The 16,942-nt window shown below is 55.8% G+C and carries 15 protein-coding genes; 9 read left to right on the top strand and 6 right to left on the bottom strand.

Translation table 11 applies throughout. From position 1 onward, the window contains the following. Positions 1-7: 7 nt before the first annotated feature. The 4 genes from B0G52_RS12535 to B0G52_RS12520 all read right to left on the bottom strand — a co-directional run bounded on the left by B0G52_RS12535 (position 8) and on the right by B0G52_RS12520 (position 4,043). Positions 8-892 (bottom strand): carbohydrate ABC transporter permease, encoded by an 885-nt coding sequence (locus B0G52_RS12535; protein WP_094044689.1) that lies wholly within the window; start codon positions 890-892, stop codon positions 8-10. Between the two features lie 15 nt (positions 893-907). Then, entirely contained in the window at positions 908-1,801 is an 894-nt protein-coding gene (locus B0G52_RS12530; protein ID WP_094044687.1) for a carbohydrate ABC transporter permease, read from the bottom strand. 112 nt (positions 1,802-1,913) lie between these two features. Further along, positions 1,914-3,287, bottom strand: coding sequence for an extracellular solute-binding protein (locus B0G52_RS12525; protein ID WP_094044684.1), 1,374 nt, complete (start codon positions 3,285-3,287; stop codon positions 1,914-1,916). 411 nt (positions 3,288-3,698) lie between these two features. Beyond that, positions 3,699-4,043 (bottom strand): helix-turn-helix domain-containing protein, encoded by a 345-nt coding sequence (locus tag B0G52_RS12520; protein WP_094044682.1) that lies wholly within the window; start codon positions 4,041-4,043, stop codon positions 3,699-3,701. 204 nt (positions 4,044-4,247) lie between these two features. On the opposite strand from B0G52_RS12520, the gene B0G52_RS12515 reads away from it, so the two are divergent. Next, the gene (locus B0G52_RS12515) at positions 4,248-4,559 is read left to right on the top strand and encodes a hypothetical protein (RefSeq protein WP_094044680.1); all 312 of its coding nucleotides are present in this window, start codon (positions 4,248-4,250) and stop codon (positions 4,557-4,559) included. A gap of 6 nt (positions 4,560-4,565) precedes the next feature. Here the strand turns inward: B0G52_RS12515 and B0G52_RS12510 are convergent, their stop codons facing one another. Beyond that, positions 4,566-5,114 carry a hypothetical protein gene (locus B0G52_RS12510; RefSeq protein ID WP_094044678.1) on the bottom strand — a complete coding sequence of 183 codons (549 nt, stop codon included), beginning with the start codon at positions 5,112-5,114 and terminating at the stop codon, positions 4,566-4,568. 193 nt (positions 5,115-5,307) lie between these two features. Here B0G52_RS12510 and B0G52_RS12505 point away from each other — a divergent pair, with 193 nt between their 5' ends. The 7 genes from B0G52_RS12505 to B0G52_RS12475 all read left to right on the top strand — a co-directional run bounded on the left by B0G52_RS12505 (position 5,308) and on the right by B0G52_RS12475 (position 15,069). Next, on the top strand, positions 5,308-7,434 hold the full coding sequence (locus B0G52_RS12505) for a DNA topoisomerase 3 (RefSeq protein WP_094045081.1): 2,127 nt from the start codon (positions 5,308-5,310) through the stop codon (positions 7,432-7,434). A gap of 244 nt (positions 7,435-7,678) precedes the next feature. Then, positions 7,679-9,289, top strand: coding sequence for an AraC family transcriptional regulator (locus B0G52_RS12500; protein ID WP_233162630.1), 1,611 nt, complete (start codon positions 7,679-7,681; stop codon positions 9,287-9,289). 100 nt (positions 9,290-9,389) lie between these two features. Continuing rightward, positions 9,390-10,328 (top strand): ABC transporter substrate-binding protein, encoded by a 939-nt coding sequence (locus B0G52_RS12495; RefSeq protein ID WP_094044674.1) that lies wholly within the window; start codon positions 9,390-9,392, stop codon positions 10,326-10,328. A 10-nt stretch (positions 10,329-10,338) separates the two neighbouring features. Next, on the top strand, positions 10,339-11,358 hold the full coding sequence (locus B0G52_RS12490) for a FecCD family ABC transporter permease (protein WP_094044672.1): 1,020 nt from the start codon (positions 10,339-10,341) through the stop codon (positions 11,356-11,358). After that, on the top strand, positions 11,342-12,370 hold the full coding sequence (locus tag B0G52_RS12485; RefSeq protein WP_369827050.1) for a FecCD family ABC transporter permease: 1,029 nt from the start codon (positions 11,342-11,344) through the stop codon (positions 12,368-12,370). Before B0G52_RS12490 ends, B0G52_RS12485 begins: the two co-directional genes overlap by 17 nt. Before the next feature lie 24 nt (positions 12,371-12,394). Further along, on the top strand, positions 12,395-13,156 hold the full coding sequence (locus B0G52_RS12480) for an alpha/beta hydrolase (protein ID WP_233162628.1): 762 nt from the start codon (positions 12,395-12,397) through the stop codon (positions 13,154-13,156). A gap of 164 nt (positions 13,157-13,320) precedes the next feature. Then, a complete protein-coding gene (locus tag B0G52_RS12475) occupies positions 13,321-15,069 on the top strand; it encodes a methyl-accepting chemotaxis protein (RefSeq protein ID WP_094044668.1) in 1,749 nt (582 codons plus the stop codon). Between the two features lie 20 nt (positions 15,070-15,089). Here B0G52_RS12475 and B0G52_RS12470 read toward each other — a convergent pair whose 3' ends face one another. Continuing rightward, positions 15,090-15,851: an SDR family NAD(P)-dependent oxidoreductase gene (locus B0G52_RS12470; protein WP_094044666.1), complete on the bottom strand. Its 762-nt coding sequence runs from the start codon at positions 15,849-15,851 to the stop codon at positions 15,090-15,092. Between the two features lie 737 nt (positions 15,852-16,588). Between B0G52_RS12470 and B0G52_RS12460 the strand changes: the two genes are divergently transcribed. After that, positions 16,589-16,849 (top strand): hypothetical protein, encoded by a 261-nt coding sequence (locus tag B0G52_RS12460; protein WP_094044662.1) that lies wholly within the window; start codon positions 16,589-16,591, stop codon positions 16,847-16,849. Positions 16,850-16,942 lie beyond the last annotated feature (93 nt).

Here is a 16,942-nt window from a genome sequence, read left to right as displayed (position 1 = left end):
CACCATGTTACCCCTTTACGGCGCCGGCTACCATCCCCTTCGTTATTTTCTCCGCGAGCAGGAAATAAATGAGCACGACAGGCAATGCGCCGAGTACGAGGAACGCTCCGATCGCGCCATAGTTGACCGAATACTGGCTGACGAAGCTGTACACGCCGAACGGAAGCGTCTTGAGCTTCTCGGACGAGATGAACGTAGCCGCCATGATGTATTCGTTCCAGATGTTGATGAAAGCCAGGATACAGACGGTCATGACCGGAGGAATGGAGACCGGCAGCACGATGGAGCCGAAAATCCGGAATACTCCCGCCCCGTCCACGATCGCCGATTCCTCGATCTCTGTCGGGATCGTTCTCATGAAGCCGCTCAGAATGAATACGGCAATCGGCGTCTGGAAAGCGATATAAGGCAAAATGAGCGACAAGTGCGTGTTCAAAATGTCGATGTTCTTGAAAATGAGCATAAGCGGCAGCAGCGTCGCTTGCATCGGAATCATCATCCCGAGCAGGAAGATAAGCATGACGACCTGGCCGTACTTCCAGCGGAAACGGGTAATCGCGAACGCCGTCAGAGAGGCCAGCAAAATGATGCTCACCATGGTGACGATCGTAACGAAGCCGCTGTTATACAGGTACTTCCAGTAGTTCCCGCTTTCGATAGCGGCGGAATAGTTGCTCCACTGCCATACCGCCGGGAGCGAGAAGAAACTGCCCGACAGGATCTCCTCGTTCGTCTTGAGCGAGTAAATAAGCAGCCAGATCAGCGGATACAGCTGCGTGACGAGCAGAACTCCGAAGAAGGCGAATACGGCGATTTTGCCAACGGATACCCGGCGTTTGTTGCGGACCTTGACGACGGGCGCTTCCTTTTTCAGGGTGACAGATTGGCTCATGCGGAGCGCCTCCTTTTACGAGAATCGTTTGTCCAGCCGGTTGAACAGCAGGTTGATGACTACGGTAGCCGCCAGGCAGACGACGACCAGGAACGAAGCGATCGCGCTTCCGTACCCGTACTTCATGGACAGGAAGCTCATGTTGTACATATAGCTGGCAAGAACGTTGGTCGCGTTAGCGGGGCCGCCGCCCGTCATGACCATGATCAGGTCGAACGATTGAAGCGAGCCGATGAACGAGAGCACAACGGAAATTTTGAAAATCGGGACGATCAAGGGCAGCGTAATGTAGCGGTCGGCTTTGAAGCCGGAAGCGCCGTCGATTTTGGCCGCCTCGTAAATATCGGCCGGAATGTTCTGAATTCCGGTGAATTGAATGAGGATGTGATACCCCAGATACTGCCACAACGCAACGACGATGATGGCGTAGATCGCGATTTTCGGCTCGGTCAGCCAGGAATGCGTCCAGGAATCCAAACCGAGATTGATGAGAATTTGGTTGATCATGCCCCCCATGGGAGCCGGGTTGTAAATCGTCTTCCAGAGTTGGCCGATGACGGCTACGGACAAAATAACGGGGAGAAAATAACTTGAAACGAGAAACCCCGTGCGGCGCACGAAACGGCTGATCAGAATCGCCACGAACAAGGCGACCGGCAATTGAATAAGCATGGAAAATCCCGCGAGCAGGAACGTTCTGCCTACCGCAGGCCAGAACAAGGAATCGTTGGTGAACATTTTTTCGAAGTTGGCCAGACCGACGAACTTCGATTGGCCGATGCCGTTCCAATCGAGCATCCCGTTATAGACGGACACAATGATCGGAGCGAACACCAGACATACGTACAGGAACAAGCAAGGCAGCACGAACGCCGCGATCGTCCATCCCGATACTTTCAACACTTTCAAGGCTCCCGCCCCCTTCAAGCTCTCTCATCGATGACGAAAGGGGGGGCGCTGGGCGCGCCCCTCCATTCTTGACGATTCATCAAGCATCCATTCGCCATTCTTATCTGGACGTTTATTCCTTGTTCTCTTCGTAGCCTTTTTGATGCTCTTTGCCGACTTCGGCCGAGTCCTTCTTCGCTACGAACAGGTTTTGGATGCTGGATAGGTGGACTTGAGCCGTTCCCGGATTCATCGTGTTGTCGAATGCCAGGTCGCCGCCTTTAACGTCTTTGAACATGCCCAGAACTTCCATCGCCATGTCGGAGTATCCTGCCGCCTTGAAGTCTTCGTCGATGTTTTGCGCGACGCCTACGGCGCCTTTCACCGCGAACGCTTCTTTCGGATAGTTCAGCATGAAATAGTTCAGGAAGTCGAGCGTCTCTTCGAGATGCTTGCTGTTCTTGGAGACCGCGAACGCGCTTCCCGGCGCCAGCATGAATTCGTCCGGGTTGCCTTTGCCGCCGACCGTCGGGAACTTGAACACGCCGACTTCGCCATTCTCGCCTACCGTGGAAGTCTCGATGCCGCCGGTCGCCCAGCTGCCCATGAAGTACATAGCCGCTTTGCCCGTTTTGAACAGGTTCTCGCCCGCATTGTAGTCGAAGGAAGTCGCGCCTTCTTGGAACGCGCCGGCTTGAACGAGGTTTTGGAACGCGTCAACGGCTTCTACGAATGCCGGATCTTCGAACGTTTTCTTGCCGTCCAGTACGTCTTGCAGGAAGCCAGGGCCGCCGTTCGTGCGAAGCAGCACGTTCATGAACAGGAACGAACCCGTCCAGGAATCCTTCTCGCCGATCGCGATCGGAGTCATGCCTTTGGATTTCAGCTGTTTGACGGTGTCGACCAGCTCTTCGAACGTCGTCGGAACTTTCGCGCCGGCTTCTTCGAACATTTTCTTGTTGTAGTAGATCAGCGCGATGTTGTTGCCGTCCGGCAGAGCGTACAGGTTGCCGTCGAACGAATAGTAATCCAGGATGCCTTCTTGGAAAGTGCCCTTCAGTCCGTTCTTCTCGACCATTTCGTTCAGCGGAGCGAACAAATCTGCGTCTACGAAAGGCTTCATCTGAGCGGCCGGGTTCACAATCGTGATGTCCGGAACTTCCTTGGAAGCGGCTTGCGTCTTCAGCTTCAGCTTCTGCTGGTCGGTGTTGAGCGAATCCAGCTCGATCTTGACGTTAGGGTGATCCGCTTCGTACTGCGCGACGATCTTGCGCAGCATGTTGTACTTCGGATCGGTCGGGTCCGGGTAAATATTCTGGAACGTAATGGTGACTTTCTCGTTGCTGCCGCCGGACTGGCTCGCCTTAGGCGATTCGGAGGCGTTCGGGCTGGCTGCCGGAGAGCTCGTGTCGTTTTTGTTGTTGCCGGAAGATCCGCAAGCGGCCAAGCTGACTGCAAGCACCCCTGCCATAGCGGAGAGAAGCATCTTTCTGTTCAGGAATTTCATCGTACATCCCCCTTGATGTTGTGATAGCCTCATTATCCGCTGAAGCGCGTGGACGAACAATAAACTTACTTAAGAGTTGATGTTTGTTTTTTAAAGGTGCCCTATTAGGCTCGGCGTCTTGCGGTCTGCGAGAACGTTGGGTGAGGGGATTTGAGCGCCATTTGGCAGACGATAATCGATTTCTTAGAACATCGCCCTCCGCTTGAGCACAATTCCGGAGACGATAATCGATTTCTTAGAACATCGTCCTCCGTTTGAGCACAATTCCGGAGACGATAATCGATTTCTTAGAACATCGCGCTGCGTTCGCCATGCCAAAGCCTCTCCATCGGGCGGCGTTTCGTTTATTCGTTATGCAAATTGGTCAATTGAACAAAAAAACGTAAGCCATGCCGATTTTGTCGACATGGCTTACTTGCGGGAATGCTTTAGGACTTCAGACAATATATTTTTGGCCATTTCAATCGTTTGTTCGTCGTGTCGGACGAGCATGGAGACGATTTCTCGGATTACTTTTTCACTGGCGGGAAGTTGCTCATATTGGTACGAGTACGTAAAAAATTGATGTACACCTACACCCAAGCCTTCGGCTATTTTTTCTAAATTAAGCAGTGAGATGTTTTTCTCAGCCCTCTCCACACCGCCAATATATGAAAAAGTAAATCCGCATTTTTCGGCCAGAGCGCTTTGAGATAACCCCTGCGCCTTTCTAATTTCACGGATTCGTTTTCCGACATTCGTTAATATTTCAGACATGGCCTACACCTCATTTTGAGTGTAGAGCCTATTGGCAGTCCATAAAATAGCATTAAAAACATCAAAATATATTAATTGATACAAATAGTAGTCATTGGTATAATGATTTATAACTTAAGGTGCAATTCTATCAGTAATATGACTATACGAGTTTCTGAGATTAGGATTGTGTGATAATACTTGGTTGCCTGGAGGAATGCAATCATGGAGTTTCCATCATGGTTCCAAAACGCGATTCAGGAACGACTGGACGATGTATCCGCGCGAATTCAATTCCACCCGGACCTGAATAAGCACCGGGCAGAGGAGAAAAACGCTTTTGAAGCACTGTTTGCCAGGGTGGATACAACGCAATGTCCCGAGTTTATGGAGTGGGAAGACAAGCATCATTACTGTCGAGCCCTGGAGAATGAAAAGTTATATTTGCAGGGGATGCGTGACGGAGCAAAGCTGGCCATTGCGCTAATGTCCGACCCGTTTGCTATTCCTACTGAGCAAAGGGGAAAGGCGAATTAAAAACGATCAGCCGAGATCTGAGATTTCGGAACGAACCTGTCGAATATAGCCGTAAGGATCGTCGATCGGAGCCAGTCCGAATTGGGCTCTGGCCTCCAGCGCAAGCTTGCGCGCCTCCTCTCCCCATGTCTGGAGATACGGGGACTCCGCAGCGTATTGCTCCTGCTCCCGCAATGCCTTCCCGTAATGCTCCCGACTGCCGAAGTCGTTATTCAGCAGCAGATCGTGGCCATAGAACACCAGAGAGAAAAAATCCCGAATGTTCCGCGCCACGGCCCGGACCGGATTATCGAAATCCATCGGAGATACGCAGATGACCGGCGCCTCGCACAGATCGTCGGAGACTCCTCTCCGATCCGCAATCCAGGCGAAATGGATGCCGTCGCCCCCAGTGCGCGCGAACGTGATCGAACGCTCCGGAGTGCACTCGTATCCCCCGTCTCCGTCTTCCGTTACGCCCAAGATCAGACCCGAGGGCGCCGCCCAGTCCGGAAGCCGTCCCGCGACACTTTTCTCCCACTCGACGACTTGCTCCAACAGAGTTGGAAGCTTCATTTATTATCGCCCCCCTTTTGTCCAATTATATTTTAATAGCGATGCCACAGGAAACACACTCCTCGAATAGATAAGCGATAGCCATGATTGCCGCTTCAGATAGAACGAAACGTTACATTCTACACCCGCGCCTTCCTGCAATTTCGCGCCCCGGGTAGTATAATGAACGGAGAAAGGGGTGTCCGACAAACTTATGAAAACATTGGTATTAGCGGAAAAGCCGTCGGTCGCGCGCGAAATCGCACGGGTGATGGGCAGCCATAATAAGAATAAGAGCTATATCGAAGGGCCGAAATACGTCGTTACTTGGGCGCTGGGGCATCTCGTGGGCTTGGCGGAGCCCGAGGATTACGACTCCAAGCTCGGGAGCTGGGCGCTGGAGGATCTGCCGATCTTGCCCGAGAGCATGAAGCTGAAGGTACTGCGCGAAAGCAGCCATCAGTTCAAGGCGGTGCAGCAGCTCATGCGCAGGCCGGACATCGGGGAGCTGATCGTGGCAACGGATGCGGCGCGCGAAGGCGAACTGCTGGCCCGTTGGATCATCGACATGGTCAAATGGAAAAAGCCGTTCCAGCGGCTGTGGATTTCCTCCCAGACCGACAAGGCGATCAAGGAAGGCTTCGCCTCCCTGAAGCCGGGCAGCCAGTACGAACGGCTGTACCAGTCCGCTCGCTGCCGGGCGGAGGCGGATTGGATGATCGGACTGAACGTCACGCGCGCTTTGACATGCAAGTTCGGTTCGCCGCTCTCTGCAGGCCGCGTGCAGACTCCGACTTTGGGCATGATCATGCAGCGGGAGACGGAGATTCTGTCCTTCCGTTCGGAAGAATACAGTCAAATACGCATCAATCTCGGCAACTTCGAGGCGTTATGGCGCGGCTCGAATGGCGACTCCCGAATTTTCGATGCCGAGAAGGCCAAGGAACTGCAAAATAAACTCACCGGAAAAAGCGGCCGTATCTCCTCGCTGAAGAAAAGCGAGAAATCGGTGCCGCACCCGCTGGCTTACGACTTGACGGAGCTGCAGCGGGACGCGAACCGCCTGCTCGGATTCTCCGCGAAGATGACTTCCAACGTGCTGCAGCGGCTGTACGAGCAGCACAAGCTGGTAACTTACCCGCGAACGGATTCGCGCTACCTGACTTCGGATATGGCGGACACGCTGAAGGAGCGCCTGTCCAGCGTTGCCATCGGTCCGTACGCTCCGCTGGCGCGTCCGCTGCTGCGCGGCCAGCTGCCGCTGAGCAAGCGCGTTGTCGATGATAGCAAGGTGACCGACCACCACGCCATTATCCCGACGGAGCAGGTCGTGATGCTGAATGCGCTCAGCAACGAAGAGCGGAAGCTGTACGATCTGATCGTGCGGCGGTTCATCAGCTTGTTCTACGGTCCGGCCCGCTTCGATCAGGTGGCGGTAACGGTCGAGGCGGCCGGGGAAACTTTGTCAGCCAAGGGGACGACGATTAAGGATGCCGGGTGGCGAGCCGTCTACGACGGGCAATCGCTGGACGAGGAGGAAGGCGACGACTCCGCGGACGATAAGGATGCGCTGCTGCCGGAGCTGCGCCAAGGCGAGACGGTCGAGATCAAGCAATGCCGCATCCAGACCGGCAGAACGTCACCGCCGAAGCGCTACACCGAAGCCGCCCTGTTGACGCAGATGGAGAAGCACGGCCTGGGAACGCCGGCCACCCGCGCGGACATTATCGAGAAGCTGGTCAGCTCCGATACGATTGATCGGCAGGGCAACCTGCTTCATCCGACGGGCAAAGGCAAACAGCTCATCGAGCTGGCGCCTTCGGACCTGCGCACGCCGGAGCTGACGGCGCGCTGGGAAGCCGATCTTGAGAGAATCGCCCGCGGACAGGGCAAAGCCGATCCGTTCCTGAAGAGCATTCGCGACATGGCCCGCGAGCTCGTCTCCGGCGTCAAGAACAGCGAGGCCACTTATGTACCGCACAACGTCTCGGCCAGCCACTGTCCGGACTGCGGCACGCGAATGCTGGAGAAGAAGACGAAGCGCGGCACGCTGCTTACTTGCCCCAACGAAGACTGCGGCTATCGGCGCTCCGGCGAGCAGCAGCTCTCGAACCGGCGCTGTCCTCAATGCCATAAGAAAATGGTGCTGAAGGAAGGCAAAGCGGGCAAATACGTGCAGTGTCTGCCATGCGGCTTGACGGAGACATTGAACAAAGACAGCACGCATATGAACAAGCGCGAGCAGCAGCGGCTCGTCAGTCAATTCTCCAAGCAGCAGGAGCCCCTCGGCACAAGCCTCGGCGACTTGCTGAAAGCGGCAATGGAAAAGAAAAAAGACTAAAACGGGCTTGGCCCGAACCTGGTACCGCGTTCCTCGGCGCGGGCTCGGTTCGGGCCATCGCCATTTGCGAGCCTTCCCGCCCCTTAACGGCCTACCCCACCGTTATTTCCGCAGAACCTCCAAATTCCGGCTCCATAACGGCCTCCCGCACCCTTATTCTCGCAGAACCTTGACCCTTAATCGCCTTCATGCTACGTTATTGATAATAATTCTCAATAACATGTTGCCCGAAAGGACGATGACGGTGCCAGACCTTCTCTCGCACGATTTGCAGCCCCTCCACGAGCTTGACTCCCTCTGGGTCAAGCTGATTGGCGTGGAATGGATTCCCCGCGGACGAATCGAGCCGCAACTTGTCGATTCTCATGCGATTCTGGTCATCAAGCAAGGCAAAGGACGCCTGACGATCGACCTGCAAGAGTGCAGGGTGGACGCCGACATCTCCTATCTCGTATCCCCCGGACAGACGGTTGCCGTCCATCCGGAAGAAGGCGAACCATTCTCCCTCTATTTGATCCGGTTCCGCGTCAAGCGGGAGGACGGTTCCGAGGCGAGCCTTCCCGCAAGCGGCAAGCTGCCGCCTCCTCCGCACGCAGAAGCCGGGACAAGCAGCGAGTCGCTGCACCAGCATTGGGTGGAAGGCGGTCCATTGGAGCGTCTTCGCGCGCAAGCCGTCCTGCAGGAATGGCTCTATTGGATTCTGAAGCCGATTCCGCGGACGTCCGCGGCCAATTCCCGAGCGGCGCTGGAACGAACCAAAGCCTATATCGACAGCCATTATCACGAAAATCTGACGCTTGAGCAGCTGGCGCGAATCGCCGAGCTCAGCCCGAAATATTACGCCGAGCTGTTCAAGAAGACGTACGGTGTCAGCACCATCGATTACGTGACCGAAGCGCGTTTGAATCATGCCAAGCGATTAATCGCGCAATCGGATATGAAGCTGAGCGACATCGCCCACCAAGTCGGCTACAACGACGAATTCTACTTCAGCCGCAAGTTCAAGCAGGCGACCGGGTTGACACCGTCCGCTTACGCGAAAAACCGCCGGAGCAAAGTCGCGGCCTACATGTCGCCTGTTGCCGGCCATTTGCTGGCGCTTAACCTGATGCCTTACGCCGCTCCTCTTCATCCGAAGTGGACGCCGCATTACTACAATGTCTACCGGACGGACATCCCGCTCCATCTCAGCGCCTATCGTTTTAACGAAGATTGGGAAGCCAATATCGCCGCATTGACGGATACCCGTCCCGACGCGATCATCACACTCGATTACTTGCATCAGGGAGAAAGGGAGCGGCTCGAAGCGATCGGCCCTCTGCTCGTTATCCCGTCCAAGGAGGTCGACTGGCGCCAGCAATTGCGGATGATCGCCCGCTTCGTGAACGCCGACGGTGACGCGGAGACTTGGCTGGAGCAATTCGAACGCAGACTCAAGCTCATCCGGGAGAGCGTTCGCCGCGAGCTTCGCGACGAGTCGATTCTCCCGATCAGCTTCTTCAAAGGCCAATTCTTCTACTGCCCCACTCGCGGAATGACGGAGGTCGTACGGCAAGAGCTGCGGTTGAATCTTCTCGGCCCCTTCGAGGAAGCCCGGTACAACACGCCGATCGCAGCGGACAAAATCGCGGAACTGGATGCCGACCGCATTCTGCTGAACATCTGCCAAGAACCCGAGACGCTCGCCGAATGGCGAATCCGTCAGGCCTCCTCCCTGTGGCAGGATCTGAAGGCGGTTCGCAGGAACAAAGTATACGAACTTCCCTCCGATCCGTGGCGAGAGTACTCCGCCCATGCCGCAAGCCGGATGACGGATGATCTGGCGCGGCGCCTATGCGGAGATCGTCCAGATTAAATCCGGAGATTATCCATGTTCATCGGCTTGTTTTCCGTATATAATCCTTTACTGAGAATGATTATCATTACCGATCATAGAAATGGAGAGTGTTGAAGTTATGTTTAAGAAATTAACCGCGCTGGTTATGGCCTGCGCGCTTGTATTCGGTCTTACGTCCGTCGCTGGCGCGGCGCCGGCGGCGAATTCAAAGAGGGAGATTACGTATAAGGGCCAAGTCTATACCGTACCGGTCAAAACCGACAAAATCGTCATCGTAGGCGCATTGGAAGCGATGGAAGACGCGCTGGTCCTGAACTTCAAACCTCTTGGCGCGCCGACGACCGGCGGCACATTCCCGGCCCTGTTCTCCCGGATTACGAAAGGCGTTCAAGGCATCGGCGAGAAAACGCAGCCTAACCTGGAAACGATCCTGAAGCTGAAGCCGGACGTTATCCTCACCAGCACGAAATTCCCGGCCGAAACGAACGAGAAGCTGAGCAAAATCGCCGTGACGATTCCCGTCTCGCACATCTCGACCGACTGGGTTAACAACTTGAAGCTGCTCGGCGATCTGATCGGCAACAAGAACGCGGCTACGCAAGCCGTTCTGCAGTACCAAAGAGAATTGGCATTGGTCAAAAAGACGCTCGCTCCGAAGCTCGAAGACAAGACGGTTATGGCGATCCGCATCCGCGCGGGAAATCTGTTCATCTATCCGAAGGACGTTTTCTTCAACCCTTCCCTGTACAGAGACTTGGGTGCATCCGTGCCGAAGGAAGTTGCCGCAGCTAAAGCTCAGCAAAACATCTCCCTGGAGAAGTTCGCCGAGATCAACCCGGACTACCTGTTCGTCCAGTTCTCTCCGGAAGAGAACGCGGATCAGCCTAAGGCGCTCGAAGAGCTGCAAAAAAATCCGATCTGGAAGAGCCTTAAAGCGGTCAAAAACGGCCACGTCTACGTCAACATCGTCGATCCGCTCGCGCAAGGCGGAACGGCTTACAGCAAAATTTCTTTCCTTCAAGCTTTGAAGCAAACCAAGCTCTATAAAGGCAAGTGAGAAGATAAGCATGAAATTCAAAGCCACTCTGCCGGTTCTGCTGCTCGCATTGTCTCCGATCGCCATCCTGATCGCGCTGACGCTGTCCGTCGTGTACGGATCTAAGGCCATTCCGCTGGATACGATTCGCGACGCCTTGCTGCATTTCGATCCGGACAATGTAGATCATCAGATCGTCAGACACTCCCGGCTGCCCAGGGCGGCCGGGTCGCTCTTGATCGGAGCTTTCCTGGCCGTATCCGGAGCGCTTATGCAGGGGATGACAAGGAACTACCTTGCATCCCCTTCTATATTGGGCGTGACCGACGGCTCGATGTTCGCCATCACCGTCTGCATGGTCGTCGTTCCCAACGCCCCGATGCTCACGATGATTTTCTATTCGCTGATGGGCTCGGCATTCAGCGTAGCCGTCGTCTTCGGATTGGCCGCATCCGTGTTCACCCGGCTCTCGCCGGTCTCTTTGGCCATTCTGGGCACGGTCATCGGCACCTTCTTGAGCAGCGTAGCGGCCGCGGTCGGAATGTATTTTCAAGTGTCCCAGAACGTCAGCTTCTGGTACAACGCCCGCCTGCACCAATTGGAACCGGATATGATCAAGCTGGCGATTCCGTTCGCCGTCTTCGGCCTGCTGCTCGCCATGCTCGTCGCCAAGTCGGTTACGATGCTCTCCCTGGGCGAGGACGTATCCGCCGGACTGGGCGTGAAGACGACCGCGGTTAAGCTGACGGCGATGCTCAGCGTTGTACTGCTGACGGGGATTGCCGTCGCGCTCGCGGGAAGAATCGGATTTGTCGGCCTGCTGGTGCCGCATATCGTCCGCATGCTCGCCCGCGTCGTCGACTACCGCTGGATCGTACCGCTGTCCGCGGCGTTCGGAGGACTGTTCCTCGTATTGTGCGACGTTGGCAGCCGCTTCCTGAACTACCCGTTCGAGATGCCGATCGGAGTCGTTACAGCCATCTTCGGCGTGCCCTTCTTCCTCTACCTGATCCGAACGAAGGGAGGCGGAATGCGTGCTCGCAAAAATTAAAGGAGCCTTCGCCATCCTGCTTCTCGTCGGCATGGGACTGATCGCGACGATGGTGTACGTCAGTCTGACGAACGGAGAATTCGACATCACCGTCAAGGACATCGTCCGCACCTTGCTGCGCATCGATCAGAATCGCGACCATGATCTCGTCATATTCGAGTTTCGTCTGCCTCGCATCGTCATCGCGGTGTTGGTCGGCATGGGGCTTGGCGTCGCGGGAGCGGTGATCCAGGGCGTGACCCGCAACGGTCTGGCCGACCCGGGAATGCTCGGCATTAACGCCGGGGCGGGCGTCGCGATCGTCATTTTTCTGTACTTCTACCAGGGCCAAATCCGCGAAGTCACTTGGCTGTCCGTCATGGCCATGCCGCTGTTCGGCCTGTTCGGCGGACTGCTCGCGGCGCTGCTGATCTACTTGTTCGCCTGGAAGCACGGCCGCCTGGAGCCTCAGCGTCTGCTGCTGACCGGTCTTGCGATCGCTTCCGGTCTTAGCGCAATCTCGCTGTTCCTGACGCTGCGCATGAACTCCCAGGACTTCGAGATGGTCGCCGTATGGACGTCCGGAAGCATCTACAACGCCAACTGGAAGTATATCGTGTCCATTCTGCCCTGGTTCGCAGTGCTGATGCCCCTCATCTACGCCAGATCGCACACGCTGAATCTGCTTCAACTGGACGACGACAGCGTTCGCAGCGTCGGCGTCCGGCTGGAGAGGCAGAAAGCGATTCTGCTGCTGAGCGGCATCGGAATCGTCAGCGCTTGCGTATCCGTGGCCGGCGGCATCGGCTTCATCGGACTGATTGCACCCCATATCGCCAAGCGGCTGGTCGGCAGCGCCCATCAGCGTATTTTGCCGATCTGCGCCATCGTCGGCGCTCTGCTGGTGCTGACCGCGGACTTCATCGGCAAGACGCTCTTCAGTCCGGTCGAACTGCCCGCCGGCATCATCGTCGCCATTCTCGGCGTGCCGAGCTTCGTCTATTTGCTGTATCGCCGGAAAGGAAGAATGTAAGCTATGCATATCGAAGAGAAACTTATGCGATCGGAGGATGGCAATCGGACGTACCGGATTCGGATCGCCAGGCCGACGCAGCCTCCTCCGCCTTCGGGTTATCCCGTCCTTTACGTGCTCGACGCCAACGCCGTCTTCGGCACGGCGGCCGAAGCCGTGAACGTCCAGGGGCGCCGTGCCGACAAAACCGGAGTGGTCCCCTCCCTCGTCGTAGGGATCGGCTATCCTTCGGAGGAGCCGTTTCCACCCGACCGGCACTACGATTTCACTCTGGACAGCGATCCGGCGGTGCTGCCCTCCCATCCGCGAGGCGAACAATGGCCGCCCCAGGGAGGAGCTCGGCAATTTCTTAGCTTTCTGGAACGCTGCCTGAAACCGGAAATCGCGCGGAGCTACGCCGTGGACGCTTCCAGACAGACGTTATTCGGGCATTCGCTCGGGGGACTGTTCACGCTGTATGCGTTGTTCGCCTCCCCGGGAGCCTTCCGTACTTATATAGCGGGAAGCCCGTCGATCCACTGGAACAAGAGCTCCATTTTCGCGGAAGAAGCGGCTTTCGCCTCCCGAGGCGAAGCGGATGATGAGCTCAGGCTGCTGATCGCCGTCGGATCGCTGGAGGAAAACCACAAGAGCAGGATGGTCGATCACGCCAGAGAGCTTAGCGAACGGCTGACCGCCCTGAAACGGCCGGGGTTGCGGGTCGAGTACCGTTCGTTCGAGGACGACAATCACGTCTCCCTGCTGCCGGGTCTCATCAGCCGAGCCATTCGCTTCGCGGCGGGATGAATCGGAAAGGGCCTTGTCCCTGACAAGCTTCTCGGGCTTGTCGGGCAAGGCCTTTTTTTTGCGTGCCGGCACCCTCACACAATTCAAACGATTAGTCGTGAATTTCACTAACACTTCACCCTTATAATGTGAGCTAACTTAACCGATTCGCGAGGTGTTTCTTCTTGATTAAATGGCTCAAACGCAAAAGCCTGCTGTTCACCAGCTCCGTCGTATTGTCCGTGCTGTTCCTGATCGTGATCGGAGTGATGGTCGCCGTGCTGTACAACGCCCAGAAAGGGGACGCGTACCGGCAATTCCAACTGATCGGGGACAAGCTGCGCATGCAGGCCCAGGCCAATTCCAATCTGATCTCGGCCGCTGCCGACGCTTTGAATGCCGGGGAAGAACCGCCTGCGAACGAGATGTCCATCTTGAAAAGGCTGCTCGACCCCATGACCGACGACGACCTGATGACCAACGCCTACTACATCTCCGCCGTGGCCGAGACGAAGAACGATCAGACCGTTATGCGCAACCTTCAGGTCAGCGAGTCTCTCAGTGCGGCGGGAAGCGGCGCGGGCATGGAGTTCGTGCCTCCCGACGTATTGCTTGACGCCTTCAACCTCGCCCTTCAAGGAAAGGCGCATCTTACCCCCACCTACGAAGACGAATACGGCGTATGGATCACCTACGCGGCGCCGATCTTGAATGAACAAGGACAGCCGGTCGCCATGTTCGGGATCGACTACGATTACGACAAGGTGCAAAAGCAGATGGTGGCGATTCTCTGGGAAGCGATCCTGTTGGGAGTCATTGCCGCCCTGGCCGCGATCGCGCTGGTCGTCTACCTCGTGCGCCAAGTCGTTCGTCCGCTGCGCGTGCTCGCTTTGACGGCCAACGAAGCGGCGCAAGGCAATCTGACCGTCGCCGTGCCGGTTACGACAGGCAACGAGATCGGGCAAGCCTCCGCCTCCTTCAACGCGATGATCGGCAATCTGCGTGAGCTGGCGCTTCGCGTGCAGCGCAACTCCCGCGAAGTGTCCGCCTCTTCCGGAGACTTGAAGATGACGGCACAGCAAACGGCCCAGGCGACCAACGAGATCACCTCGGCCATTCAGAACGTCGCCTCGGGCACGGAGACGCAGCTCGGCAGCTCCCAGGAGTGTCAGCGCGCGATGACGGAGATGGCTGTCGGCATCCAGCGGATTGCCGAGTCCTCGTCCGTCGTCTCCGACCTTGCGGCCCAAGCGTCCAACCAAGCCTCGGAAGGAGCCTTGGTCGTCGAACGAACGGTGCGCCAGATGCAGACGATCGAATCCCACGTCTTCACCGCGGCGGATTCGATGCGCGAACTGAATGAGTTCAGCGGCAAGATCGGAGACATTCTCTCGCATATTGCCGAGGTGGCCAATCAGACGAACCTGCTTGCGCTGAACGCCTCCATCGAGGCTGCCCGCGCGGGAGAGCATGGCAAAGGGTTCAGCGTCGTCGCTCTGGAGATCCGCAAGCTGGCCGAGCGCTCCCGGGAATCGTCCCAGGAGATCGCCGAGATCCTGCATACGATAGGCTCGCGCTCGGAAGAGGTCGCCGCTTCCTTGCAAACCTCCGCCGAAGAAGCCCGCGAGGGCACGCAGCTTGCCAATACAACGGGAGACACGTTCCGTCTCATCCTGTCCTCGTTCAAGGAAGTGTCCGAGCAAGTGCAGGAAGTATCCGCCGCCTCCGAGCAGATGTCGGCCGGCAGCGAAGAGATCGCCGCTTCTCTGGACGAGCTCGAACGAATCGCTCAATCATCTTCGGCCCATACGCAGCAAGTCGCAGCCGCTTCGGAGGAGCAGCTCGCGTCGATCGAAGAAGTGGCTAATGCCTCCGAGCAGCTTCGCGCGCTGTCGGCGGAGCTGGACGAAGCCGTTAGCCGGTTCAAGGTTTAACCGGCCCTGCTTGTCGCGGGCTACTGAGCCGTCCAGCCTCCGTCGACCAGAAGCAGCGTGCCCGTTACGAGATCCGACGCCGGGGAAGCCAGATAGACGACGGCCCCGGCGACGTCGGAGATTGTGCCGATCCGGCCCGCCGGTATGCGGGCCAGCACCTGCTCGCGGAATTCCGGCGCATCGAGCCGCTCTGCGGTGCCCGGCGTATAGATGAACGTCGGGCCGACCGCATTCACGCATACTCCCTTGCCCGACCACTCCAGCGCCAGCACCTTCGTCAGCTGGTTTACTCCCCCCTTGGAGGCACAGTAGGCGACCCCGTCGGGGATGCCGACCACGCTGACCTGCGAGCTGACATTGATGATTTTGCCATAGCCTTGCTTCAACATAATTCTTCCCGCTGCCTGACAGCAGAAAAAGACGCCTTTGAGGTTGACGTCGAGCATATCGTCCCAATACTCCTCCGTCACGTCCAGCGCGGCCCTTCCTTCACCCAGTCCGGCATTGTTGACGACGATATCGAGCCTGCCGAAATCCTGCGCAACCTTTTCAAACACTGTGCGAATACAAGACACGTCTCGAACATCCAGTTCGTACGCCCTTGCTTCTCCACCCTCCGCAGTAATCTCCTCCACCAACGTGTCCAACGACAACCTGCTCCGTGCCGCTACCGCCACTTTTGCGCCTGCCGCCGCCAACGCCTTCGCCAGCCCGTAGCCGATCCCTTTGCTCGCTCCAGTCACGATCGCGACTTTCCCTTGAATGCTGAAATCCGGTTTCATTGTAATAAGTCTCCCTTAATTCCTATTTTCATAGAACATCCAGCTCTCATTCATCCTAAATTCCCTCTCATTACTCCTATCAGGAGTCCACCCAACCGCAAAGGATGCAATCAAGTACGATACGGTTATACCGGCCACCAAGATTCCCAGTAGGATCAACCGTGGAATCCATTTCTTTATGTACAAGACTAACAAGTTGTAGAAGCAATAAACGACTATATTAAAAACGCAACTCAGTATCGCCGTCCCAAACTGATCCATTCCCTGCTTCAGATCGAAGGGACCATATGTATCTCTGAAATGCATATATAGAATCCCAGGGATAAGAACCGCAGTGGATAGTTCAAATAAAAGAAGCAGAACTTTTTCTTCAGGTTTGATCTTCAGCTTCCAGGCAGACAATAAAAGAAACAAAAATAGAATGATGGACAAGGGGAGGATCACCAGCCATATATTCAACAACCGATCCCCCTCCCCTCACACACAGGAACGACTCTATTAAGAACATTTTAACCGGGCTTATAAATTATGGAAATGAAAACATATCAAAGAGAGTAATCCTCGCCAGAAATCTAAAGAGTTGCCCTTTTCAATAGTGGTTTTCAGTCATATTTAAGCGACTCTCATGCCATGCCCCTCGCGATTTGAAGAATTAGTATAACGCTTCCGAAGCGGATATAGCTTCTCCTATATCCGAGTGTTACGATGAATTTATTAAATGTTCGGAGGTGTTCACCTTGAAATGGCAGGAAGTCAGACAATTGTATCCCGACCGGTTCGTGAAAATGCAAATCCTGAAATCCCATATTGAAAATCAAACACGATTCGTCGAAGACGTGGCCGTCATCCAAGCTTTCGAAGATGAACTATCCGCAACAAGAGAACTGGTTCGTTCTAAGGACGATGTTCTTGTCTACCATACGGGAAAAGAACAAATCGAAATCGGAATTAAACCCTTATTTGGCTTCAGAGGAAATTATGATAAACATCGAATATAGAGATGGCCTGTTGTTCACTACAATAGTGATTGAGTTCAGAGGTTTTGCTTTTAGGGAATAGTCGACTCTGGCGGACCGTTACGGGACGAATCA

The sequence above is a fragment of the Cohnella sp. SGD-V74 genome, assembly GCF_003001675.1.
Classification (GTDB): Bacteria; Bacillota; Bacilli; order Paenibacillales; family Paenibacillaceae; genus Cohnella.
This window is presented reverse-complemented; position numbering and strand designations above follow the sequence as displayed.

Coding starts and splice junctions, on each gene's coding strand:
- B0G52_RS12505 (WP_094045081.1), top strand. CDS start 5,308: ATGAAAACATTGGTATTAGCGGAAAAGCCGTCGGTCGCGCGCGAAATC.
- B0G52_RS12490 (WP_094044672.1), top strand. CDS start 10,339: ATGAAATTCAAAGCCACTCTGCCGGTTCTGCTGCTCGCATTGTCTCCG.
- B0G52_RS12480 (WP_233162628.1), top strand. CDS start 12,395: ATGCGATCGGAGGATGGCAATCGGACGTACCGGATTCGGATCGCCAGG.
- B0G52_RS12495 (WP_094044674.1), top strand. CDS start 9,390: ATGTTTAAGAAATTAACCGCGCTGGTTATGGCCTGCGCGCTTGTATTC.
- B0G52_RS12520 (WP_094044682.1), bottom strand. CDS start 4,043: ATGTCTGAAATATTAACGAATGTCGGAAAACGAATCCGTGAAATTAGA.
- B0G52_RS12510 (WP_094044678.1), bottom strand. CDS start 5,114: ATGAAGCTTCCAACTCTGTTGGAGCAAGTCGTCGAGTGGGAGAAAAGT.
- B0G52_RS12525 (WP_094044684.1), bottom strand. CDS start 3,287: ATGAAATTCCTGAACAGAAAGATGCTTCTCTCCGCTATGGCAGGGGTG.
- B0G52_RS12535 (WP_094044689.1), bottom strand. CDS start 892: ATGAGCCAATCTGTCACCCTGAAAAAGGAAGCGCCCGTCGTCAAGGTC.
- B0G52_RS12470 (WP_094044666.1), bottom strand. CDS start 15,851: ATGAAACCGGATTTCAGCATTCAAGGGAAAGTCGCGATCGTGACTGGA.
- B0G52_RS12515 (WP_094044680.1), top strand. CDS start 4,248: ATGGAGTTTCCATCATGGTTCCAAAACGCGATTCAGGAACGACTGGAC.